At 56.0% G+C, this 21,814-nt stretch carries 24 protein-coding genes; 8 read left to right on the top strand and 16 right to left on the bottom strand.

What is annotated here, in order from left to right; genetic code table 11:
• Positions 1-115: 115 nt before the first annotated feature.
• From AC2FH9_RS14270 to AC2FH9_RS14260, 3 genes are all read right to left on the bottom strand, one after another.
• Complete coding sequence (locus AC2FH9_RS14270) at positions 116-1,219, bottom strand: site-specific DNA-methyltransferase (RefSeq protein ID WP_142637139.1); 1,104 nt, start codon at positions 1,217-1,219, stop codon at positions 116-118.
• Positions 1,220-1,325: 106 nt separating this feature from the next.
• Positions 1,326-1,943, bottom strand: coding sequence for a ribonuclease HII (gene rnhB / locus AC2FH9_RS14265; protein WP_496677845.1), 618 nt, complete (start codon positions 1,941-1,943; stop codon positions 1,326-1,328).
• A 109-nt stretch (positions 1,944-2,052) separates the two neighbouring features.
• On the bottom strand, positions 2,053-2,541 hold the full coding sequence (locus tag AC2FH9_RS14260) for a hypothetical protein (RefSeq protein WP_496750345.1): 489 nt from the start codon (positions 2,539-2,541) through the stop codon (positions 2,053-2,055).
• Between the two features lie 175 nt (positions 2,542-2,716).
• Between AC2FH9_RS14260 and AC2FH9_RS14255 the strand changes: the two genes are divergently transcribed.
• From AC2FH9_RS14255 to AC2FH9_RS14245, 3 genes are all read left to right on the top strand, one after another.
• Positions 2,717-3,004: a hypothetical protein gene (locus tag AC2FH9_RS14255; RefSeq protein ID WP_142637145.1), complete on the top strand. Its 288-nt coding sequence runs from the start codon at positions 2,717-2,719 to the stop codon at positions 3,002-3,004.
• A complete protein-coding gene (locus tag AC2FH9_RS14250; protein ID WP_496871973.1) occupies positions 2,976-3,677 on the top strand; it encodes a winged helix-turn-helix domain-containing protein in 702 nt (233 codons plus the stop codon). Before AC2FH9_RS14255 ends, AC2FH9_RS14250 begins: the two co-directional genes overlap by 29 nt.
• Before the next feature lie 82 nt (positions 3,678-3,759).
• Positions 3,760-5,331, top strand: coding sequence for a DUF427 domain-containing protein (locus AC2FH9_RS14245; protein ID WP_496871971.1), 1,572 nt, complete (start codon positions 3,760-3,762; stop codon positions 5,329-5,331).
• 61 nt (positions 5,332-5,392) lie between these two features.
• On the opposite strand, the gene AC2FH9_RS14240 is transcribed toward AC2FH9_RS14245, so the two are convergent.
• The 6 genes from AC2FH9_RS14240 to AC2FH9_RS14215 all read right to left on the bottom strand — a co-directional run bounded on the left by AC2FH9_RS14240 (position 5,393) and on the right by AC2FH9_RS14215 (position 9,112).
• Positions 5,393-6,184 carry a DUF1217 domain-containing protein gene (locus tag AC2FH9_RS14240; RefSeq protein ID WP_496871969.1) on the bottom strand — a complete coding sequence of 264 codons (792 nt, stop codon included), beginning with the start codon at positions 6,182-6,184 and terminating at the stop codon, positions 5,393-5,395.
• A complete protein-coding gene (gene flbT / locus AC2FH9_RS14235) occupies positions 6,181-6,582 on the bottom strand; it encodes a flagellar biosynthesis repressor FlbT (RefSeq protein ID WP_496871968.1) in 402 nt (133 codons plus the stop codon). Before flbT ends, AC2FH9_RS14240 begins: the two co-directional genes overlap by 4 nt.
• Entirely contained in the window at positions 6,582-6,956 is a 375-nt protein-coding gene (gene flaF, locus AC2FH9_RS14230; protein WP_271949611.1) for a flagellar biosynthesis regulator FlaF, read from the bottom strand. The genes flbT and flaF overlap by 1 nt, the downstream gene beginning before the upstream one ends.
• Before the next feature lie 77 nt (positions 6,957-7,033).
• Positions 7,034-8,281, bottom strand: a complete 1,248-nt coding sequence (locus AC2FH9_RS14225) for a flagellin N-terminal helical domain-containing protein (RefSeq protein ID WP_496692542.1) — start codon at positions 8,279-8,281, stop codon at positions 7,034-7,036.
• Positions 8,282-8,490: 209 nt separating this feature from the next.
• Positions 8,491-8,850, bottom strand: coding sequence for a flagellar biosynthesis protein FlgN (locus tag AC2FH9_RS14220; protein ID WP_496692543.1), 360 nt, complete (start codon positions 8,848-8,850; stop codon positions 8,491-8,493).
• Complete coding sequence (locus AC2FH9_RS14215; protein WP_496871966.1) at positions 8,843-9,112, bottom strand: rod-binding protein; 270 nt, start codon at positions 9,110-9,112, stop codon at positions 8,843-8,845. Before AC2FH9_RS14215 ends, AC2FH9_RS14220 begins: the two co-directional genes overlap by 8 nt.
• Positions 9,113-9,224: 112 nt before the next feature.
• Between AC2FH9_RS14215 and AC2FH9_RS14210 the strand changes: the two genes are divergently transcribed.
• The 3 genes from AC2FH9_RS14210 to AC2FH9_RS14200 are packed head-to-tail and all read left to right on the top strand — an operon-like array spanning position 9,225 to position 12,028.
• Positions 9,225-10,436 (top strand): flagellar hook-length control protein FliK, encoded by a 1,212-nt coding sequence (locus AC2FH9_RS14210; protein WP_496871965.1) that lies wholly within the window; start codon positions 9,225-9,227, stop codon positions 10,434-10,436.
• A 2-nt stretch (positions 10,437-10,438) separates the two neighbouring features.
• On the top strand, positions 10,439-11,104 hold the full coding sequence (locus tag AC2FH9_RS14205; protein WP_496750340.1) for a flagellar hook capping FlgD N-terminal domain-containing protein: 666 nt from the start codon (positions 10,439-10,441) through the stop codon (positions 11,102-11,104).
• Between the two features lie 54 nt (positions 11,105-11,158).
• Positions 11,159-12,028 carry a phosphotransferase family protein gene (locus AC2FH9_RS14200; protein ID WP_496871963.1) on the top strand — a complete coding sequence of 290 codons (870 nt, stop codon included), beginning with the start codon at positions 11,159-11,161 and terminating at the stop codon, positions 12,026-12,028.
• A gap of 3 nt (positions 12,029-12,031) precedes the next feature.
• Here AC2FH9_RS14200 and AC2FH9_RS14195 read toward each other — a convergent pair whose 3' ends face one another.
• From AC2FH9_RS14195 to AC2FH9_RS14175, 5 genes are all read right to left on the bottom strand, one after another.
• On the bottom strand, positions 12,032-13,333 hold the full coding sequence (locus AC2FH9_RS14195; protein WP_496871961.1) for an NAD(P)/FAD-dependent oxidoreductase: 1,302 nt from the start codon (positions 13,331-13,333) through the stop codon (positions 12,032-12,034).
• Positions 13,330-14,148: an ABC transporter permease gene (locus tag AC2FH9_RS14190; RefSeq protein ID WP_142637169.1), complete on the bottom strand. Its 819-nt coding sequence runs from the start codon at positions 14,146-14,148 to the stop codon at positions 13,330-13,332. Before AC2FH9_RS14190 ends, AC2FH9_RS14195 begins: the two co-directional genes overlap by 4 nt.
• On the bottom strand, positions 14,145-15,035 hold the full coding sequence (locus tag AC2FH9_RS14185) for an ABC transporter permease subunit (protein WP_142637171.1): 891 nt from the start codon (positions 15,033-15,035) through the stop codon (positions 14,145-14,147). Before AC2FH9_RS14185 ends, AC2FH9_RS14190 begins: the two co-directional genes overlap by 4 nt.
• Positions 15,035-16,162 carry an ABC transporter ATP-binding protein gene (locus tag AC2FH9_RS14180; RefSeq protein ID WP_281995444.1) on the bottom strand — a complete coding sequence of 376 codons (1,128 nt, stop codon included), beginning with the start codon at positions 16,160-16,162 and terminating at the stop codon, positions 15,035-15,037. The genes AC2FH9_RS14185 and AC2FH9_RS14180 overlap by 1 nt, the downstream gene beginning before the upstream one ends.
• A gap of 69 nt (positions 16,163-16,231) precedes the next feature.
• Positions 16,232-17,317, bottom strand: a complete 1,086-nt coding sequence (locus tag AC2FH9_RS14175; RefSeq protein WP_281995445.1) for a polyamine ABC transporter substrate-binding protein — start codon at positions 17,315-17,317, stop codon at positions 16,232-16,234.
• 141 nt (positions 17,318-17,458) lie between these two features.
• On the opposite strand from AC2FH9_RS14175, the gene AC2FH9_RS14170 reads away from it, so the two are divergent.
• Positions 17,459-18,142, top strand: a complete 684-nt coding sequence (locus tag AC2FH9_RS14170) for a GntR family transcriptional regulator (RefSeq protein WP_271949594.1) — start codon at positions 17,459-17,461, stop codon at positions 18,140-18,142.
• Between the two features lie 75 nt (positions 18,143-18,217).
• Positions 18,218-19,615, top strand: coding sequence for an aspartate aminotransferase family protein (locus AC2FH9_RS14165; protein ID WP_496703273.1), 1,398 nt, complete (start codon positions 18,218-18,220; stop codon positions 19,613-19,615).
• 73 nt (positions 19,616-19,688) lie between these two features.
• Here AC2FH9_RS14165 and AC2FH9_RS14160 read toward each other — a convergent pair whose 3' ends face one another.
• Both AC2FH9_RS14160 and AC2FH9_RS14155 read right to left on the bottom strand, forming a co-directional pair.
• Entirely contained in the window at positions 19,689-20,987 is a 1,299-nt protein-coding gene (locus AC2FH9_RS14160) for a lytic murein transglycosylase (protein WP_496871957.1), read from the bottom strand.
• A gap of 62 nt (positions 20,988-21,049) precedes the next feature.
• On the bottom strand, positions 21,050-21,763 hold the full coding sequence (locus AC2FH9_RS14155) for a helix-turn-helix transcriptional regulator (RefSeq protein ID WP_496703271.1): 714 nt from the start codon (positions 21,761-21,763) through the stop codon (positions 21,050-21,052).
• Between the last annotated feature and the right edge of the window lie 51 nt (positions 21,764-21,814).

The raw sequence follows: 21,814 nt of genomic DNA, 5'->3' as shown, positions 1-21,814 counted from the left end.
TCAATAGGCTCATATCGGAACTCATCAGGGAAAGAAACAAAAGACCCCGCCGTTGATCGGCGGGGCAAGGCTTAGTGCCTTGTGTCAGGCCACAGGCACCGGCGGTATTGGTCTATCAGTTGTGCATCTCGGACCGGATCTGCTGACGCAAGACGTCGATCGGCACGGTTTTGCCGTCGCGCTTGAAGCACCAGTAGGTCCAGCCGTTGCAGGAGGGCGCATTCTCGAGATGGGCGCCAACCTGATGGATCGAACCCTTGATATTTTGCCCCACCAGTGTCCCATCGGCGCGGACCTTGGCCTTGTGACGCTGGTTCATGGAATAGAGTTCCTCGCCCGGGCGTAGCATGCCGCGTTCGACCAACTGGCCAAAGGGCACGCGTGGCTCGGCGCGTTTGCTGGCGCTGACCTCCAGCGCCTCGCGGTCGAATTTACGCACTTTCGCGATGCGCTTTTCGGCCACTTTGCGATAACTTTCTTCGCGCTCAATCCCGATGAATTCGCGACCCAGCATCTTGGCCACGGCCCCTGTAGTCCCGGTGCCAAAGAACGGGTCCAGAATAACGTCACCCGGATTGGTTGATCCAACCAGCACGCGGTGCAGCAATGATTCCGGTTTCTGCGTCGGATGCGCCTTGTCGCCGTTTTCATCCTTGAGCCGTTCATGGCCAGTGCAGATCGGCAGCACCCAGTCGCTGCGCATCTGGACGCCTTCGTTCAACGCTTTCAGTGCCTCATAGTTGAAGGTGTATTTCGCCCCTTCACGCTTGGAGGCCCAGATCATTGTCTCATGCGCATTTGTGAACCGCTTGCCACGGAAATTCGGCATCGGGTTCGATTTACGCCAAACTACATCGTTGAGGATCCAATACCCAGCATCCTGCAACGCAGACCCAACACGGAAAATGTTGTGATACGATCCAATCACCCAGATCGCGCCATTGGGCTTCAGCAGGCGATGGGCCGCCTTCAGCCATTCCCGCGTGAACTGGTCGTAGACGCCAAAGCTGGAAAACTGGTCCCAGTGATCATCGACTGCATCCACTTGGCTGTTATCGGGGCGGTGCAGTTGCCCTTTCAACTGCAGATTATATGGGGGATCGGCAAAAATCAGGTCAACCGATGCCTCGGGCAGACTGTTCATCACTTCGATGCAGTCCCCGGATAGGATCGTGTTTACAGGGAGCGCTGTCGCGCCCTTTTTGGTGGTCGTTGTCATATCGCTGCCTCAAGTTCCACGGCGCTTATGCGCTCATTTGGTTGAGACAAGGATGAGTCAAAGACGATTCGCCGTCAATTTCTTTTTTGAATCAGCGGCTTACGATTTACTCTTGATACAACATATTGTGGACGGGCTTGAACGAAACTCTATGGTGAGGGGTCACACCAAGATTTCGCAGCGCATCCTTGTGTTGTTTTGACGGATAACCGGCATTTGTCTCCCAGCCGTATCCCGGATGCTGTTGCGCCAAATCCACCATCAGTTGATCGCGCCAGTTTTTGGCAAGGATCGAAGCTGCGGCGATCGACACGGAATGGGCATCGCCTTTGACCACTGCCTGCGCCGGAATGGCCAGTCCGCGCGGAATCATATTTCCGTCGATCAACAGATAATCCGGGGGGGGATCCAGCGCCGCCACCGCGCGCTCCATCGCCAGATGCGAGGCACGCAAGATGTTGTGCTCATCAATCTCGGCCACCGAAGCCTCGGCCACCGCGAATTCGGCGCAGCCACGCAGGGCAGTATCCAATGCGGCCCGGCGCTTGGCCGAGAGTTTCTTTGAATCGTTCAGACCTTGGGGAATTTCCGCAGGATTCAGGATCACTGCAGCAGCCACAACAGGACCGGCCAGCGGCCCCCGCCCAACCTCATCGACGCCGGCAATCCGCAGATATCCCTGCGCAAGCGCGGCTTTTTCAATCTCATAATCTGGTGTGGTCATGTTTTGGGAAAATCCTGTTTTCCCCCATTGCGCAAGAAAAAAGAGAGGACAGCAATCGCTGCCCTCTCCGACGTGATGCTTCTAAGGCACCACTCCTGCTCGAACCGTATTACTTGTAAACGACGCGGTATCCCTGTTGGCGCAGGCAGGCGGGTTCATAGGCCCGCTTGACCTTATTGCCATTCCAGAAACCGACCTTGCACTTTTTGGGCAGGCTATTGGCGTATCTGTAGTGCTTATCTAGGCAGCGCGTCCCCAGAAGCGGGCGCTTTTTGCCATAGCCCTTGAAGGTTTCCAGGCACCGTTGCGGCAGACTATAGCGCGCAACACGCTCGGGCAAGGGACGGATATGGTTCGGCCGATGCCTGGGGGTCCTCTGGATGTGCTGTTTGGGGGCCTGATACACGTGGTTGTAGTTGCGGGTAACCTTTTTGCTGTCGCCTTGCTTGTCAAAATGATGGATGGCAGCGCCAATCAAGGCAATCGCCGCCAGCCCGCCAAGAATATCTTCTGCATCAGCGGCACGGGCCTGGGATGCAGAAACGCCGGTGATTGCGACTGCAGAGGCGATGATCAGAGCGATGAATTTCTTATGCATGGTGCTGTCCTTTCGGGTACTCGGTGGACGTGATGACAGTCCGTAAATTCGATGACCTGACATTGGGGGCGTCCCCTTCAGACAAGCAATAACGCCGTTTTGTTATCCGATATCAGACCGCGAAACCCCTTTGCGTTATTGAATATCAACCAAAGCCATGCGCAGGATGCAGCCTATGAAACAGATCCTCTCTTCTCTGGCCATCGGGGCCCTGATATCGCTTGGCTCCATGGCGTCAGCAGCGGACTGCTATGCCGATTACAAGGCCAAGCAGGACAATCCGTTGCGCCTGCATTATGGCGTCATGCAGGTTTCGTCCTGCGGCAAAGGAAAAGCCAAAAAAGAGGTCGCGCAACGGCTGCGCGGCTCGGGCTGGACCCTGCTGAACGTCATGTCCGTTTTTGGACCGGAAGGGTTGGATAAAAGGAAGGCCAATGCCGGAAAATTCTATCTCCGTTACTGAGGCACGGCGCTCGGGCGTCAGGTTGGTTGGCGCGGGCATCACGGTAATCGTTGTCATACTTGTGGCCTCTGCCGCCTTTCTGTTGTGGACATTGCCAGATGCAAACGCGTTCAATGCCCGCGTCGAACGTCTGTTCGTCGAGAGTGATCTGACCTCGCAGACCGAGATTCGCCTACTCGAGGTTCTGGCCCAGTCCGGCACTGCCTTTGCCGATACATTGTCCAGTTACCGCATGGTTATCTTTGTTTTGCTGGTTTTCGCCACTGCAATGCTGATTGCTGCGCTGGTGTTTCTGGTCATGCTGGTGCTGTTGAACCGACGCATGGCACAGATTGAGCGCACTGGGATTCAGGTCACTTCACTTTTGATCAGCCGGGAAGAGAATACCGTCTATCTCAATAACATGGATTTCAAACTGACTGCGTCGGCGATGGAAACCCTGTCAGTTCTTGCCGAATCCCGGTTGGATGACGAGGTTCTATCCGGCATTCAGATCGAGGCGATGATTTCCGGCAAAAGCACAGCTGATTGTGACGAGGCTGCTGGCGCGACGCGGATCAAGCGCCTGCGCGATGCTTTGGGCAATCAGATGGTCAGCGAGTTGCTGGTCAAGAACATCGCTAAAAAAGGCTATATGTTGTCGATAGAAAAAGACGTCATTCAGATGATTTGATATTGGGAAAATCCTGCTCTGCCCCTTGGAAAACACGGATCAAACGCCCATCCTATAAAGACCCGTGCCAGGGAGGATGATTATGAACGTTCACGTGACTCCAAATATCAAAGGCTATGGGATCTCGGTCGAACCACTTGTCGGCCGTATCGCAATCTACCGGGATGAGATCCTTCTGGCTGAAAGCTTTGATGCCAAGGTAATGTACGAAACTCGGTTGCCGCCGATGATCTACATCCCCCGTCAGGATGTACATGTCGATCTCAGCGATGAGACCGAACTTCAGACATTCTGCCCGTTCAAGGGCACCGCCACTTACCACGATGTCGTTATGGCGGATCAACGATTGACCAACTCCGTCTGGGCTTACGAGAATGCCCTGCCCGAAAGCGCCGCGATCCAGGGCCATATCGGCTTTATGCCCACCGCATATACGCGGATTGAGCTGGGTGAAAACAACCTGCGCAACCCGGAAGACGGCAATATCAGCGGGCCGCTGATCGATTGGCTGATGCGGGGGGCCAGTGATCTCAGCACGCCCGAAGCATTCACCAAAGCGCTGGCCGAGAAGATGCTGGAACATGGAATTGCCATTCAGCGCCTCAGTATCCTTGCCTGGTCCCTACATCCGTTGATCGCGGGCAAACACTATATTTGGGAAAAGGGTGAAGCCGAGATTTCGACCAATGTGCCCACCTATGAAATCCACGACCACCCCGCCTATATCAACAGCCCTCTGCGCCACGTGTCCAACGGTATGGGCGGCGTGCGCCAAAGGCTGAATGACGAGAACCCTCAGCACAGCTTTCCAATCATGGAAGACCTGCGCGCCAAAGGGGCGACTGACTATGTCGCGATGCCCCTGCCATTTTCCGACGGGCGCACCAATGTCTTGACGCTGACTTGCGATCACCCCGACGGGTTCACAACGGCCAATCTTGGGCTGGTGTTCGAATGCTCCTCGGTGATTGCCCGGTTCTACGAAGTCTTCATGCAGCGCGAAAACGCCCAGGTATTGCTGGAAACCTATGTCGGAAAGCGGACCGGCGCGCGTGTCCTGGGCGGAGAAATCCGTCGTGGAGACGGGGATGAGATTGATGCAGCCATCATGTTCTGCGACCTGCGCAATTCTACCCTGTTAGAAGAAAAGCTGGGCCGCGCCGCCTATATCAATCTGCTGAATGACTTCTTTGAAACGGTCTCGGACATCGTCGACGAAAACGGTGGTGAAGTTCTGAAATTCATCGGGGACGCTGTTCTTGCTGTATTCCCGGCAGGCGAAGATTCTGCCTTAGCCCGCGAAAACGCGCAGCGATCAGCAGTTGGAATCGTTGAAAGGTTAGGAGAGCTGCGCAAGTCTGGGTCCGACATGCATTGCGATTGTTCGATTGGCGTCGCCTATGGGCGCGTAACCTATGGCAATATCGGGTCGCGCGAACGGTTAGACTTCACCGTGATCGGACAAGCTGCGAACGTCGCCGCCCGACTTGGGGAATACAGCAAGATCGTGAATCACAGGATTGTTGTGACCAAAGACATCGTGCCGGCCTGCACAGACGCTTTGCCACTTGGAGAGGTCAAGCTGCACAACGTGTCACAACCCGTGTGCTCATACGCGCTCAAAACCTCGGCGGACGCGATCCTGAATAGCTAGTTGTGGTAGAAATTTAGAGCGCCAGCGCTTGATATAGAGGCATCTTGCGATTGACGTAGGACTATCCGCCCAGCAGAAGCAACGCGGTTTGGGCCGGGGAAATTGTGCTTTGAAGCTGCGCGATCTGACTGCGCGCAAGGTATCTGTCGGTCAAATCCCCGATCGCCTCTTCATCCGCGAACTGCGCTAAATCGTCAGATCCAGTCAGGTTCGACAACCTATCCTTGAACACCTCAAGCTGCTTGTCGATGTCCAACTGACCAAAGCTTGAGGGCAACCCAAGCGCCGTCTCCATCATCTTTCGCAACGGCGGAAGGCCCATCAAGTCGAACCATTTCGTGTCACCACTGCTGTCTTGCGATGCCAACTCAGCCAGCGCATGTTTTGCATAGAGGGATATGCGCATTGTCTCGTCCTGTTCACCCACGGCGACCTCAAAGCGCGAGGTCACGTTGTCCCGGGCAATATCCTCCATAAATGTCGAAAGAATGGTTCTTCGAATTTCGCCAGGGCCCAGTCCAAATGCCTCAGAGAATTCACGGTATCTTTTGTCAGATAGGCGATTGGACAAAGCATCATCTGCGCTCGTTCCATCTGACAGGATTTTCTGGATGAAATAGCGGTTGTCGATGTCGCCCTCCAGACCAAATGCGCCCAAGGCAACCTGTAGCAGCCGGCGGTCAGAAACCAGATCTTCAGCCGCTTGAACCTTGCCGATGTTTTCCCGGAAATACGTCGCCTCACGCTCATTGACCGTCGAAGAGGAAAAGCTGTTCAACTGGCCTTCGTAGGTGCGCTGAAGGAACCGCCAGCCAACAATGCCACCTGAGGGTATGACCGGCTGAAAGGTCATTGCTGGTAAGCCATGAGGCGCTCTTCTCGCGGTAGCAGAGCACGCAGGGATTTGAGGCATTTGTAATACTGCTCGGCCAACAAAGCTTCGGTTGCCTCGGCCAAAACTCTGCGGCTGTCCGCATCCGTAAACACTTGGCTCAACTCTTCCACCCGACGTAGCAGTTGTTGGCGGGCGCTTTCAGCTTCCATGTCTCCAGACAGAACCAGTTGCGTCGCATAGCACACTCTGCGAACGGGTGTGTTCACCTCGTTAGGATGTATCGCATCGCGCAAACGCAGGACATTTGCCTGTGGTGTCATGATTGAAAACCGACTTCTACGATCGCCGTTTTCCACAACTACACCATTAATCAGCACCCGTTCTTTTGGGGCAAGCTTCAATACCAAACCCGCCATCAGTTCGCACCCATTTGCCGAAGGCCTTTAAGAACGGCCATGTTTATTTCCAGAAGGGGCTCTACCGAAGCCTTATTGCTGAGTATCTGGCTGCTGTGCTGTTCGGTGAACTCAGCTAGATAGAAAATCCGGGCGCGAAGGTCATTCGGCAAGGCGTTATCGGAATCGGCTACCCCGTTTGCCAACACAGACCAAAGCCTCCGGTTTTCATGCAAAGCCTGAACAAACGCTCCAAAGTCGGTTTTGTGCCGCGCGGCCGCAGCCTTCAACCGATGCGTGATCTTGGAAATCGCCTCATATTCCGTATCACGCGGTGTGCGCGTCGGAGCAGCGGTCTGCGCATAGGCGCGTTGTGCAAGAGTTTGCGGTGTCACTTGAAATCCTTCCAAAAGGCCGTCTTACGGCGGTCAAAGCCGGGGCGCGTTTCCACGCCCCGGCCAGGGTCCTGAACTTAGCGGAACAGCGACAGGATCGACTGCGGCGCCTGGTTGGCAATCGACAACGACTGCGTTGCCAGTTGCTGCTGTACCTGCAGGGCCTGCAGACGGGCTGAGGTTTCTTCCATATCGGCGTCAACCAGCGCTCCGATACCGGACTTGAACGAGTCGGAAAGATTCGAGATGAATTCTTTCTGCGTTTCGATCCGGCCCTGAGACGAACCGAACGCCGCAGATGCATCAATGGACGTGTCGATCAAGGTCTCGATAGTACCCAGCGCCGCCTGAGCACCAGCATCTGTCGATACATCAATCGAAGCCAACGCCCCCAGGCCACCTGCATTGGCATTGGTGAACTGCGCCGAGACAGTAACGTCCCGATCAGCGTCGGCGCCAGCCGTCGCAGCACCGGTTACAAATGTCAAAGTGCCCGGGTTGGCCGAGTCATAGTCGATTGCGACGCCCGTGATCCCCAGGGAATCGATCTGATTTTTCAGGCCAACGGCAACAATGGCATCCGTATAAGCGGCATCATATGTTCCAGATGGGTCCAGATCAGCAGCTTGCACCGTGTAGGACGCAACCTTGTCACCAATAGTGATCGAGATCTTGTCACCAGCAGCAAAGTTGTCCGTTGAACTGTCCACCACGATGTCGCCGGTTCCACCAGCTTTGTCCATCGTGAAGCCCGCGGCGTCATTGTCGGTTGTGACGTTGTCCGAGCCGGCCAGAACACCTTTGCTGGCATACCCACCTGTGGACAGGTTCTGCGAGGCCACCGAAATCGAAGATGCGGTTACGTTGCCACTGGAGTCACGATCCAGAGACGACAGGATCGAGGCTGTACCCGCCGAACCGTCAACCAGGTTAAGCCCGTTAAACTGCGCCGCTCCAACCACCGATGCGATCTGATCTTTAAGAGCAGTCACGTCGTCATTGATTTTGCCGCGGTCAACGTTGTCTTCCTGTGCCGCAACGATCTTCTCTTTCATCTGGGACAGCAAGTCAGTGACTGTCTCGGACGCATTCCGGGCCACCGCAACGGTCGATTCACCCAGTGCCAAACTGTCTTTGATGGCGTTGAACCCCTTAACGTCCGACTCCATGACTTTGGAAATCGCCCAGACGGCTGAATTGTCCTTGGCTGTGGCGACGTCCTTACCAGTTGAAATCGCGTTCTGGGTCTGCGCCAGGTTCTTGTTGACCGATTTCAGAGTTTGCAGCGCAACCATGGCGCCATTGTTGGTCAGAATGCTGGACATAGCTTTCTTCCTTTTCCGTTCGGGCCTTTTCGCCCTTGCTTACCCCGCAACATGTGCGGGCTTTGACGTCTTTCTGATCACTGCGACCCGCCGACGGGCTGTTCGCGCCACCTGAGTTTTCCAGATGCAGGATCACCTTTGGCGCCGATCTCCTAACGGAGTGCTAAGACTCGAAAATCTGAAAGTTCAGATTTGATTCAATCCTCGCGCTAGGCCCGCTTTTCCAGCTTTGCGTGACTGCGAACGGCAAAATCGCTGCGTTGCCCATCCGCTCCATAAGTACTGAATTCCTGACGCACTCGGCGCAGTTCAGCCATGCGCCCGGCAACCGCCCGAATCCCTTCGGCCGCACTGTTCAGCAGAGCCTGATTCCGGTCGACTTTCTTTTGAACCCCGATCAGTTCATCACTATCAATCACCTCAAGATCATTGATCGCACCGATCAGCTTTTCCTTTTCCGGGGCCATGTGATTCAACCGATCCAGATCCCCGGTCACCAAGGCGTTGCGTTCAAGGTCCAGAACTTCTTCAAGAGATTTGATCAGGTCATGTTCAGACTTGTTAGGCATTGGTATTCTCCATCATGGACTGAAACAGGATTTCGGACAGGCCAACACCGCCGGACCTGGCAAGCTGCAGTGCCTGCTGCTGAACAAGAAACGATGAAAACTGGTCTTCACCCGCACCGCCGCCGAACGAATCTCGGGATTCGCCTAGACCTGCGGACTTAAGCATTTCAGACAGGAACGCCGCCTCAAGCTCTACCGAAGCATCTTTCAGCTTTTGCTCAACAGACAAGGGCTGCGGCGCTGGAATACCAGATAGCTTCATAGCTTTCTCCAAAAATTGCATCGAACTTTCTGGATCAAAGATGAAAGCGGTTAAAATAAACGTAACTTCCTGCGGGCAAATTCCTGGTTACGCAAACCGGAGCCGGAGCAAAATGCCCAACCCTCTTATATTGTCCACATCCTCGACCGCCAGCGCCGCAAAATCTGAAACTGCCGCCAAGGGACACCCAATCTCGGAAGGGGCTGACACCTTTGCTGAGGTAATGGAGCAGGAATTGCAGCGTTCCGAAGGTGACAGCTTGAATGAGGACGTGCCCGAACTGACCATTAATGCCGAGGTGCAGGTTGAAGAGGATGTGGTCGAAGAAGACTCTGTTGATCTTGCGACCAGCCTGTCGGGAAAACCTGAAGCTGACCCGCCCGCCCGCGCGTCGGCGCAGGACGAAGAGATGGCACCTGAGGAAACGCCGACATCGCTGCCCGAACCTGACAAGGCCGTAATATTCGCAGCGCCAAACAATGCGACCCCCGATCCTCGGGGGGATGCGCTTGGAAACGCGGCGCAGCGCGCCCGATCTGAGGTTCCGGCTTTGTTGCAGGCGAAAACCTCACAGCAAAAACCGGAACACAATCTGCCGCAAACCACTATTGCAAAGGGCTATCGGACCAAGGCGTCGATACCCTCGGATTCTGCGCCCGGAAAACCCGAAGTGCCAGAACCAAAGCTGGTTTCGCGAGATACACCAGATGCGGCTCAGGCTCCCAAAGCCACCGGTTCACCGCCGACAACACAATCCGGTCCAACATTTGTTCAAATGCAACTGATGGCGTCTGCCAAGGTGCAGGACGTTGATTTGGTATCAGACCCGGACGCCGAGGGGATTCTGCCCGCGCGCGAAAGCCAGCCATTTTCAACGGCGCGGGATACGTCGGCAAGCCATCAGCACTTTTTAACCTCAGCACGGGCAGAAACGGCGCGGGCAATCGCGGGGCAGATGGCCGCTGCGATACATGCAAGACCACAATCCGGCACGATTGAACTGACCTTGAATCCGGAAGAGCTGGGCAAGATCTCAATCGTCATGAATGGCCGGGAAGACGGGTTGCAGATGACGATCGCAGCCGAGCGGCCGGAAACTCTGGAAATGATGAGGCGACATCTTTCGGTTCTTGAGACTGAGTTCAAAAACCTCGGGCTTGGCGATCTGTCTTTCAATCTGGGTGGTTCGTCAGACGGCCAGTCCGAAAGCGCGGATAGACACGCAGATTCCGGTCTGAATACAACCCAGACCGAAATGGATCAGGCCAGCGAGCCGGTCTTAACCCGGATCGGCCATAGTGGCCGCGTTGATATGAGGCTTTGAGCATGATCACACCCGCACAGAATACAAGCTCTACCGCCGCGCAGGCACAGTCTTCGGCGAAATCTGGAACATCCGGCCTGGCCTCGGATTTTGAAACCTTCCTTCTGATGCTGACCGCCCAGGCCCGCAACCAAGACCCGCTGGAGCCGCTGGATTCATCGGAATACGCCTCGCAACTGGCTCAATTCTCGATGGTCGAGCAGCAGGTTCAAACCAACGATCTGCTTACTGCGCTTGCCTATTCACTTGGTAGCGTCAACCTTGAAGAGCTTGCCAGCTGGGTCGGGATGGATGTGCGAACCGCCTCGGCCTTTCATTTCGACGGTTCACCAGAAACGCTGTATGCGCAGGCCGACCCCGGGGCGGACAGCGCCTATATGGTGATCCGCAACGAGTCCGACGAGGTCGTTGAACGCATCGCTGTTTCAACGACGGAATCCGAGTTTGTCTGGGCCGGAACCGATGACGACGGCACCCCGTTACCGACAGGAAATTATACCGCAACAATGGAAAGTTATGAGGGCGATGAACTGCTGTCTGAACGCATCGCCGCAGCTTATAATCAGGTTCTGGAGGCGCAGGTCGGCACTGATGCAGTGTTGCTGACGCTCGCTGGAGGAGAGGTGGTGCCAGCAGGAATAGTCACTGCGGTGCGAACAGGAGCTTGATCTACGGTTAACGACAGGCGAAACCAAGGCAATGCCCGACTCGTTGACTGATTGGTGATCTCCCTGCCTCAAATACCGTCCCCACCGCGCGACCTTGTTGCTCAACTTGTCAGGCTCGGATTTGCCAGCGCTGGGGCACAGTTCGAAACTCTGTATGGTGGCAGGACAAACCGGGTGTGGAAGGTGCTGGGCGACGACAGTGATCAAGTATTGAAACTGTACCGCTCGGACCTGGAAAACCCATTGTTTCGCAACGATCCCGCATTGGAGGCCGCCTGTCTGCGGGCACTGGCTTCTTCTGGGGTTGTGCCGCGATTGCGGGCAACGGGACAACATGACAACGGATATTGGGTGTTCTACGACCACGCACAGGGCACCCCCTGGCGGTCTGACCCGGCCCCAGTGGCCCGGTTGCTGCACCGCCTGCATTCGCTCAACCCAAACATAGAGAACGCACCCGCCGGTAAAAACGGTAGCGCAGATCTGGCCGAACATGGTCAAAGCATTCTGGCGATGTGCACATCGGATCGACGGGCTCAGCTGGAAAAGATGCAACCACAGCATCATATTTTCCGGTCGGATCATACTTGCCTGATTCACGGCGACCCGGTGGCGGGAAACATCCTCGTCGCATCCTCTGGTCTGACGCTGATTGACTGGCAATGCCCAGCCGTTGGTGATCCTTGCGAGGACCTTGCGCTGTTCCTGTCACCCGCCATGCAATATCTTTACAGAGGTGCGGTTTTGACCGTTGAAGAGCAAAAGTCCTTTCTTTCGGCGTATGACCGGCAGGAAACCGTAAACCGCTACCGGTCTTTACGCCGCTGGTACGGGTGGAGGATGGCGGCCTACTGCCTATGGCGCGCAGAACATGGGGCACCAGATTATGAACAAGGGCTCGAGCTGGAACTGGCCGCTTTGTGAATGTCAGAGGTCGGCCAGTGCCATTAGCGCATAGGCTGGCGGCATCAGAGCCCGCCGCCAGGACCCAAGTGGAAAACGCCGCGGGGGTCGGGCCATTGGCTCAGGCAATTCCGCATCCTGTCCAAGCACCATGCGACTAAGCGCCCGCCCACAATAGGTACCCATCGCGACACCGTTTCCATGATAGGCCAGCCCGGCAAACATCCCATTCTGACCCGGAACGGGCCCTGCGAACGGCGTCAGGTCCTGGGTAAGGCACACCATCCCTGACCACATATTGGTCACGTCCACATCGGCCCATGCCGGAAACATGGCCTTGAAATCACGCTGCACCTTTTGGCGGATCGCAGCCTCGGCCTTAGGTGATGAGCGCAGGCCACCGCGCATCCCAAACAGAAACTGTCGATCCGGCATAAGACGAAAATAGTGCAGAAGATTTCGTGTATCGTAAGACATCTGATCCGAGGTCCAGCCCTGCGCCGACACCTCAGCCTCGGTCAATGGGCGGGTCACCAGAACGGTTGATTGCGCTGGCATATAGCGCCCAGACAGCCATTCAGGCATATTTTCACTGGAATATCCGTTGGTGCAGATCAGTACATTCGACGCTTTGATCCGCCCTGACCCGGTTCGAACATCAAAGCTCGCGCTGGTTTTGGTGATGTCTCTGGCCATGGTTTTCTGAAAAAATCGGACCCCAACGGAAGCGGCCGCATTTGCAATGCCGAACAGGTATTTCCGGGGGTTCAGACCAAATCCGACCGGCACGCTATAGCCCCCGAAAAAATCCCCTCCCAACCCGAGCCCGGGCAGGTCGGCCGCCTCATGCAAGCAGCCCCCGTCATCCGCCGAGCGTCGCAATTTCTCCATGGCGCGGGCGGTGTGGGCCAGGGCGGTCTCGCCCTTGGAATGAACGTCCGCTTCGATCTGATGCGCCTCAAGCAGGTCGGCGACAAGATTGACCGCATCCACTTCGGCCCGGGCAAAGCTTTCGGCCCCCTCGACCCCATATCGCCGAGCCATGCCACGATCGCTCAGCTTTGACCCACCTCGGCAGCAAAACCCACCATTGCGACCCGAGGCACCCCACCCCGGCGTCTCCGCCTCGAGAACTGCGACGGATAGGCCTGCCTGCCCCAGGAAAAGCGCGGCTGTAACACCTGTGAACCCGCCGCCGATGATGGCGACATCCACGCTCAGATCATCCTGCAACACCGGCCAGTCCGGTGCTGCGATAGTTTCATCCCACCAGCACCCTGATCGCGGTCCAGATCCATAGGTGAACTCAGGGAACAGGCGTTTCATTCCGCACGCACTGCCGCCATCTCATCCTGTTTCTGCCGGACCATCGCGCGCTTGGTGACCAAAGATGCTGCTATGACACCGACCGTCACGACCGCAATCATGATCGTGGATAGCGCATTGATTTCTGGGCTGACGCCCAACCGCACAGCTGAGAAAATCTTGATCGGCAGAGTCGTGGCTGACGGGCCCGATGTGAATGATGCGATCACCAGATCATCCAGCGACAGCGTAAAAGCCAATAGCCAGCCTGAAATCACCGCCGGGGCGATGATCGGCAGGGTGACAAGACGGAAGGCTTGTGCGGGTGAGCACCCAAGATCCAACGCTGCCTCTTCCAGAGACTGATCAAACGTGACCAGACGTGAGGATACAACAACCGACACGAAGCACATTGAAAAGGTCGTATGTGCCAGCACGATGGTCAAAATACCCCGGTCCAGTCCAATTCCGATGAACAGCAGCAAAAGCGACAGGCCAGTGATCACTTCGGGCATCACAAGAGGCGCATAGATCATGCCCGAAAACAGAGTCCGGCCAAAGAACCGCCCACCGCGTACCAGCACATAGGCCGCCGCCGTACCCAGAATGGTAGCCAGGGTCGACGAGAATACTGCAACCCGCAAGGTGACCCAGGCAGCATCAAGAAACGCTTCGTTCTGGACCAACTCACCATACCATTTGGTCGAAAATCCAGCCCAAACCGTGACCAGTTTGCTTTCGTTAAAAGAGAAGATGATCAAAATGAGCATCGGGATATAGAGAAACGCGAAACCAAGCGTCAACGAGACGACGTTGAACCAGCTTAACCTGTTCATTGCTCAGCCTCCGTCTGTTTCTGCTGGTTGCGCTGGAACAGCACGATGGGAATCACAAGGATCAGCAACAGCACAACTGCCACGGCACCGGCCACCGGCCAGTCGCGGTTCGAGAAGAACTCCTCCCACAATACTTTGCCGATCATCAATGTCCCGGATCCTCCGAGCAATGATGGGATCACAAATTCGCCGATCACCGGAATCATCACCAGGAAACAACCCGCGATGATACCCGGGCGTGACAAGGGGATCGTTATCAGCCAGAAGGCCTGAATACGCGAACAGCCCAAATCCTCTGCGGCCTCGATCAGCGACTCGTCCATTCGTTCAAGCGCGGAATAGATCGGCAGAATCATGAAGGGCAGATAGGTATAGACGATACCGATATAGACAGCTGTGTTGGTGTTCAGAATGGTCAGCGGGGTCGAGATGATGCCCGTCCACAGCAGCAGTTGGTTCAGGTAACCTTCGTTGCTGAGAATACCCATCCAAGCATAGACCCGGATCAGGAACGACGTCCAGAACGGCAGAATTACCAACATCATCAACGTCGGGCGCCACTCAGCCGGTGCGCGGGCCATGCCATACGCGATAGGATACCCCACCAGCAAAGTCAGTATGGTTGAAATCAACGCGATTTTGACACTGGACAGGTAAGCTTTCCAATACAGGTCATCTTCGGTTAGCCAGACGAAATTCTCAAAATCCAGCTGGCTGAAGAAATCCCTGAGCCCGGCCCAGCCCTGAGATAAATCCAGTGTCGGCGTGTAAGGCGGGATGGCCAGTTCCGTGTCCGAAAGCGAGATTTTCAGAACGATGAAAAATGGCACCAGAAACAGCGCCAAAAGCCAGACATACGGGACGGCGATCAGAAGGGCGCGGCGCATCAATCCGCCAACAGAACCGCGGCGGTGGCTGTCCAGGACAGCCAGACCGGGTCTTCCCATGTAAAGGAACGACGCGAAATGCGACGGGTATTTGCCGTCTGCGCCTTGATAATCGTGCCGTTATTCAGTTCGACGTGATAAGTGGACAGATTGCCCAGATAGGCAATGTCAAGCACCTTGCCCTGCACTGCGTTGATTGCATCCGCAGGACGATCAACCGAGATCGTCACCTTCTCGGGGCGGATCGCCAGATGACATAGCTGGCCGCTCGAAAACTCTGTGGTCGAGGACGCAGTCAAAGGTGCCTGACCTTCAGCCCAGTCAATCTGATAGGTCTCATCGGCGCTTGCCGTGGCTCGGCCCTGGATGATGTTCACGTCGCCAATGAAATCGGCCACATAGACCGAACTGGGATTCTCATAAATCCGGTCGGGTGTCGCCACTTGTATCAGATTACCCTGATCCATTACCGCAACCCGGCTGGCCACGGTCATCGCCTCTTCCTGATCATGGGTCACGATCACAAAGGTGGTGCCGGTCTTTTCCTGAATATCCATCAGCTCGAACTGCGTATCCTGTCGCAGTTTCTTATCCAGCGCCCCCAAAGGTTCGTCCAGCAACAGCAGCTTCGGCGCTTTTGCCAGGGATCGCGCAAGCGCCACGCGCTGACGCTGACCACCAGAGATCTGGTGCGGTTTGCGACGGGCGAATTGTTCAAGCCGGGTCAGGCGCAACATCTCTTCGACACGATCCATAAGATCATGCTTTGGCATATTGTCCCGACGCAGACCAAAGGCGATGTTTTCCCAGATAGATAGATGCGGAAACAGCGCGTAGGATTGGAACATCATGTTCACAGCCCGTTTGTTCGGTGGAATGGGATCTATATCCTGCCCGCCCAGCAGAATATGCCCTTCGGTCGGTTTTTCAAACCCGGCCAACATTCGCATCATCGTGGTCTTGCCGCAGCCCGAGGGCCCTAGCAGAGCAAAGAATTCTTTCTCAAATATATCCAAGGACAGATTGTCGATGGCCGTGAACTCACCAAACCGTTTGGTGACATTCTGGAACTGGATCAGAGGTTTCGCCTGTGGGTCTTCCCACGGCACAAAAACAGTAGAGTTCAAAACGGCCCCCGTTCGGCAATCTGAAAAGAATGGCAGGGCGGTTGGTCCGCCCTGCTGAAACAAGCCGGATCAGGTGCCCGATTTGATTTTGGTCCACAAACGGGTCACGACCCGCTGTATCTTCGACGGGTAAGGCGTCGTGATATAGAGGTTCTGCATGGTCGCATCATCCGGATAAATGGCCGGATCACCGATCACGTCTTCCTCAAGAAGTTCTTGCGAAGCCTTGTTGCCATTGGCGTAGTAAACATAGTTCGAGGCCGCCGCCATATTGTTGGCATCCAGAATGAAATTCAGGAATTTATGCGCACCCTCCGGGTTCGGAGCATCAGCCGGAATCGCCATCTGGTCGAACCACATCAACGACCCTTCAGCAAAGGGATGGTACTCAATTTCAACACCATTATCGGCTTCGGCCGCACGATCGCGGGCCTGCAGGATATCACCCGACCACCCCACGGCGACACAGATGTCGCCATTGGCCAGTGCGTTGATATATTCCGAGCTGTGGAACTTCTGAATGTGCGGTCGAACGCTGGTCAAAACCGCCTCGGCCTTGCCAATAACATCTTTGTCATGGCTGTCCGGGTCTTCACCCAGATATTGCAGAACCATCGGAATGATTTCTGCCGGAGCATCCAGGAAATGTACGCCGCAGGATGCAAGTTTCTCCATATTCTCGGGTTTCAGAACCAGATCCATGCTGTTCAGCGCAACATCCTCGCCCAACGCTTCCTGCACTTTTCCAACATTTACACCAAGCCCGGTTGTGCCCCACATGTAGTTGATAGAATAGGCGTTGTCCGGATCATACCCGGCAGTACGTTCCTGAATCACATCCCACAGATTGCCTGAATTCGACAGCTGTGCAGCGTCAAGCGCCTGAAAGGCTCCAGCCTGGATCTGACGCTGAAGGAAAGTACCCGAAGGCACCACCACGTCATAGCCTGATCCACCGGCCAGCATCTTGGTCTCCAATACCTCGTTGCTGTCAAAAACATCATAAATCAGAGTCAGACCGGTATCTTCCTCGAACTTTGTCAGAAGCTCTTCGTCGATATAGTCGGACCAGTTGTAAACACGCACCTCTTCAGCGAAGGCCGCCGAAGTCCCCAATGCGATGACCGCTGTCATGGTCAGCGTTTTGATTGTCATATTATTCTCCCTGCAAGTGTACGCGCTATTTTCCCGTTTTTTTGGATTTGATCAAGTTTTGCGTTTTCGCACGATCCGTCGTATGGTTTCACGAGGTCAGAAACCTGACAAGTCAACATAGCGGGAAACAGGGCAAACCACTTGGATTTGATCAAAAATAAGGCATCCAGCACTGACGGTGCGCGTGAAAAACGACCTGCGCATGAACAGGTCTATAATACCCTCAGATCACAAATCATGTACGGTGAATTGGTGCCGGGGCAACCCGTCACGATCCAGGGTCTCACTGATTCGCTGGGTGTTGGAATGACCCCTGTGCGGGAGGCTATCAGACGCCTGATATCCGATGGTGCTCTGGTGTTTCAGGGCAACCGCCGAGTGAGTGTTCCTCTTCTGACCGACGGCGACGTCGAACAGATGATTTATTCAAGAATCAAAATAGAATCAGAGCTTTCGAGGCGTGCAACTGCGAATGTGACACCTCAGGACATTGATCATCTTGAGCAGATCGACCAACGTCTGGATCGCACTATCAGCGACGGAGACGTTAGCGGCTATCTGCGCCTCAACCACCGGTTTCACGAAACGCTTTACGGCCATGCAAATGCCCCGATTCTCAATGATCTGGCCGAGCGCCTGTGGCTTAGATTCGGGCCGTCTTTGCGCGTTGTATGCGGTAGATTCGGCACTCAGAGCCTGCCGGACCGCCACAAGGATATCATTTCGGCGTTGCGCAATCAGGACGCGGATATGGCAGCAAAAGCAACCGCACAAGATATCGAACAGGGCATGGAGCTGATGGCAGACGCCTTAGTCAACGCTTAGATCTGTCCGATTCGATTGACAGGAAAAAATTTGATCATATTGTAGCTGCCAATCGCTCTTGCAGGAGATTTTCCGATGTCGACCATCACAAACCATTTGCCCACGGCCCAGCTGCAGGCCTTGGACGCCGCCCACCACATGCACCCTTTTTCGGCCAATGGCGCCCTAGGGAAAGAAGGCGCGCGTGTGATCACCCGTGCGAAGGGCGTCTACCTTACGGACAGCGAGGGTGAAGAAATACTCGATGCAATGGCGGGCCTGTGGTGTGTCAATATCGGCTATGGTCGCGATGAACTGGCCGAGGTCGCAGCCCGCCAGATGCGCGAACTGCCGTATTACAATACCTTTTTCAAAACGACCCACGTCCCTGCCATCGCGCTGGCCGCGAAGATCGCGGAACTTGCGCCAGGCGATCTGAACCATGTGTTCTTTGCAGCCGGCGGGTCTGAGGCGAATGACACAAACATCCGTCTGGTTCGGACCTATTGGGCCGAAAAAGGCCAGCCCGACAAGAACATCATCATCAGCCGACATAACGCCTATCATGGCTCTTCGGTCGGCTCGGCGTCGTTGGGCGGCATGGCAGGGATGCACGCGCAGGGTGGAATCCCGATCCCGAATATCCACCATATCAACCAACCAAACTGGTGGGCTGAAGGTGGTAGCATGTCTCCCGAAGAATTCGGCCTGGCCCGCGCGCGCGAGTTGGAAGAGGCGATTGAGGAACTTGGCGAAAACCGCGTCGCAGCCTTTATCGCCGAACCCGTACAGGGCGCAGGTGGCGTGATTGTTGCACCGGATACCTACTGGCCTGAAATTCAGCGCATCTGTGACAAATACGATATCCTGCTGATTGCGGATGAGGTCATCTGCGGTTTTGGTCGCACAGGCAACTGGTTTGGGTCTCAAACCGTCGGCATTCGCCCCGATATCATGACAATCGCAAAGGGGCTCAGCTCGGGCTATGCGCCTATTGGCGGGTCCATCGTGAGTGACGAGATTGCCGAGGTCATTGGCGGAACCGAGTTCAATCACGGCTACACCTATTCCGGCCATCCGGTCGCTGCAGCCGTGGCACTGGAAAACCTGCGCATCCTTGAAGAAGAAAAGATCGTCGAGCATGTCCGCGACGTAGCCGCCCCCTATCTGAAGAAAAAATGGGAGGCGCTGGCCGATCACCCGCTAGTGGGCGAAGCCAAGATTGTCGGCATGATGGCGTCAATCGCGTTGACACCGGACAAGGCCAGCCGTGCCAAATTCGCGTCCGATCCGGGCACTGTCGGCTATATCTGTCGCGATCGGTGCTTTGCCAACAACCTGGTGATGCGCCATGTGGGCGATCGGATGATCATCTCTCCTCCGCTGGTTCTGACACCCGCGGAAATTGATGAGATGCTCGTACGCATCCTCAAATCGCTGGACGAGGCACAGGTCGAGATCATCGCACAGGGCCTGATGAAAGCGGCTTCCTGACCCGCGCAGCTTCATCTGGCTGAAAATACCTCGGGGGAGGCGCCGTCAGGCGACGGGGGCAGAGCCCCCTCCCCTACCTCAACCGCTCTAACAGCGGCGCGGAGGCATAGCCGTCCGGCAAAAGCCCCTGCGCCAGTTGATAGGCCCGAACCGCCTCAGTGGTATTCGGGCCGGTGCGCCCGTCGATCCCCTGCGTGTCAAACCCGGCCTCGGTCAGCCGGAGCTGCAATTCTTTCTTCTCAGCAAAGCTCAACGCCCGATCACCCCGAGGCCACTCGGCCTGAAACGCCGCGCGGCCCGCCAGACGGTCGGACAAATGCCCAATGCCGATCACATAGGCATCTGCACCGTTGTATTGCTCGATCACGCGGAAATTGTCGAAGATCATCAATGCGACGCCTTCACCGCCTGCTGGCAACAAAATCGCTGCCTGACCATGATCCGCAATGGGCCGCCCATCCCACCCGACCACGCCCAGCGCCGCCCAACCTGACGGCAGCAGCGTGTAATCGCGTCTCGCGGCTGCAAAATCGAACCCGGCGGGCAGGCGCACTTCAACACCCCATGGCTGTCCCTTGGTCCACCCATGACGCGCCAGATAGGCCGCTGCCGAGGCCAGCGCATCGGTCGGGTCATCCGTCCATATATCCCGCCGCCCGTCACCGTCGAAATCCACGGCGTGATCCAGAAACGAGGTCGGCATGAATTGCGTATGCCCCATTGCTCCGGCCCAACTTCCGACCATCGTTGCGGGGCTGACATCGCCTGCCTGAATGATCCGCAAGGCGGCAATCAGTTGCGTTTCAAAGAACTCAGCCCGTCGGGCATCAAAGGCCAGCGTCGCAAGCGAACGGATCGTCTGATCCGACCCCCGAAATGTGCCGAAAGACGTCTCGAGCCCCCAAATCGCGGTCACGACCTCTTTTTCGACGCCATATTGCGCCTCAATCCGGGTCAGCACCGCGGCATGGCGTTCCAACCCCGCGCGTCCGTCTGCGACGCGCCGATCAGAAACGGCCGCATCCAGATAGTCCCAGATCGGCTTGGTGAACTCGGCCTGATTGCGATCGCGCTTGATGATATCCTTGTCATAGGCCAGCCCTGCTAGCGCGTGATCCAGAGTGCCGGGCAAGATACCCTGGGCCTGTGCCCGCGTCCGAAAATCGCCAAGCCACGCCTGAAACCGGGCGCTTCTTTCTTCTGACACGCGATACATCTCCTCCGATGGTCGGACGACCGGTCGGATTGAGACTGTAAGATCAGCCGACGCCAATTGTATCGGCTGTGGCCCTTCCGGGCTTTTGATGGACTCCGCCTGTACGATGGATGCCCATAATGCTGCGGTCATAACGCCGCTTACGCATCTACGCATTCCGAATTTCCTGATAACTGCTCAACCACAGGATAGCGCAAAAACGGCAAATCTCAAAGCGCTCAGCTTTCCGAGTCGCGGTCTCTCGCCTCCCGCTCAGACCGCAGCCGATCCAGGGCTTCGCGCAGCAGGGGGACCCGGTTGGGTCGGAACGAGGCCCCGGTAATCTGCATCTCTTGCATGCGATCCAACCGAAACACGCGGAAATCCTGCCGCAACAGGCACCAGCTGATCAGCACGCTGGCGCGGTCCATGTAAACGATGCTCAACGGATTTACGCAGCGATGGGTCTCGTCGCCTTTGGCATCCCAATAGGAAAATTCGATCGTCTGTTCGTCCCAGGTGGCCCGCCGCAGTTCAGCGACATCCACCGTTGGTTTCGCCGGCCGGTCAAACCGTGTGGCGGTCAGCACCGCATGGCTGAGGCGCTGAGACTGGCGCGGTGGCAAACGACCCTGCAGCTTGCGTAGGACTTCGCTGGCAGCCTCTGAGAGGCCGGGATCACCAATGGATTGTACCTCGCGCAGGCCAAGCACCAGGGCCTCAAGCTCATCATCGGTGAAGCCAAGCGGTGGCAGGGTGGCGTCCTCGATCAGGGTGAACCCGAACCCCGCCTCTCCGTCGATCACGGCGCCGAGGCTGCGCAATGAATCGATGTCTCGGTGAATCGTGCGCGGCGAAACGCCCAGATCCTGAGCCAGCTCAATCGACGTTCTTGGCGACGGGCCAGAGCGCAAGGATTGCATTAATTGGAACAAACGGGCGGTGCGGGTCATAATGCAGGTTACTTTACCTCTAATGACAGAAATTGTCATTAGCTCGGCATA

This window comes from Ruegeria sp. CDSC081, assembly GCF_059610485.1.
The sequence above is the reverse complement of the archived record's forward strand: the minus strand, read 5'-3'. Positions and strand labels throughout refer to the sequence as shown.

Coding starts and splice junctions, on each gene's coding strand:
- AC2FH9_RS14270 (WP_142637139.1), bottom strand. CDS start 1,219: ATGACAACGACCACCAAAAAGGGCGCGACAGCGCTCCCTGTAAACACG.
- rnhB (WP_496677845.1), bottom strand. CDS start 1,943: ATGACCACACCAGATTATGAGATTGAAAAAGCCGCGCTTGCGCAGGGA.
- AC2FH9_RS14260 (WP_496750345.1), bottom strand. CDS start 2,541: ATGCATAAGAAATTCATCGCTCTGATCATCGCCTCTGCAGTCGCAATC.
- AC2FH9_RS14255 (WP_142637145.1), top strand. CDS start 2,717: ATGAAACAGATCCTCTCTTCTCTGGCCATCGGGGCCCTGATATCGCTT.
- AC2FH9_RS14250 (WP_496871973.1), top strand. CDS start 2,976: ATGCCGGAAAATTCTATCTCCGTTACTGAGGCACGGCGCTCGGGCGTC.
- AC2FH9_RS14245 (WP_496871971.1), top strand. CDS start 3,760: ATGAACGTTCACGTGACTCCAAATATCAAAGGCTATGGGATCTCGGTC.
- AC2FH9_RS14240 (WP_496871969.1), bottom strand. CDS start 6,184: ATGACCTTTCAGCCGGTCATACCCTCAGGTGGCATTGTTGGCTGGCGG.
- flbT (WP_496871968.1), bottom strand. CDS start 6,582: ATGGCGGGTTTGGTATTGAAGCTTGCCCCAAAAGAACGGGTGCTGATT.
- AC2FH9_RS14225 (WP_496692542.1), bottom strand. CDS start 8,281: ATGTCCAGCATTCTGACCAACAATGGCGCCATGGTTGCGCTGCAAACT.
- AC2FH9_RS14220 (WP_496692543.1), bottom strand. CDS start 8,850: ATGCCTAACAAGTCTGAACATGACCTGATCAAATCTCTTGAAGAAGTT.
- AC2FH9_RS14215 (WP_496871966.1), bottom strand. CDS start 9,112: ATGAAGCTATCTGGTATTCCAGCGCCGCAGCCCTTGTCTGTTGAGCAA.
- AC2FH9_RS14210 (WP_496871965.1), top strand. CDS start 9,225: ATGCCCAACCCTCTTATATTGTCCACATCCTCGACCGCCAGCGCCGCA.
- AC2FH9_RS14205 (WP_496750340.1), top strand. CDS start 10,439: ATGATCACACCCGCACAGAATACAAGCTCTACCGCCGCGCAGGCACAG.
- AC2FH9_RS14195 (WP_496871961.1), bottom strand. CDS start 13,333: ATGAAACGCCTGTTCCCTGAGTTCACCTATGGATCTGGACCGCGATCA.
- AC2FH9_RS14190 (WP_142637169.1), bottom strand. CDS start 14,148: ATGAACAGGTTAAGCTGGTTCAACGTCGTCTCGTTGACGCTTGGTTTC.
- AC2FH9_RS14185 (WP_142637171.1), bottom strand. CDS start 15,035: ATGCGCCGCGCCCTTCTGATCGCCGTCCCGTATGTCTGGCTTTTGGCG.
- AC2FH9_RS14175 (WP_281995445.1), bottom strand. CDS start 17,317: ATGACAATCAAAACGCTGACCATGACAGCGGTCATCGCATTGGGGACT.
- AC2FH9_RS14165 (WP_496703273.1), top strand. CDS start 18,218: ATGTCGACCATCACAAACCATTTGCCCACGGCCCAGCTGCAGGCCTTG.
- AC2FH9_RS14160 (WP_496871957.1), bottom strand. CDS start 20,987: ATGCGTAGATGCGTAAGCGGCGTTATGACCGCAGCATTATGGGCATCC.
- AC2FH9_RS14155 (WP_496703271.1), bottom strand. CDS start 21,763: ATGACCCGCACCGCCCGTTTGTTCCAATTAATGCAATCCTTGCGCTCT.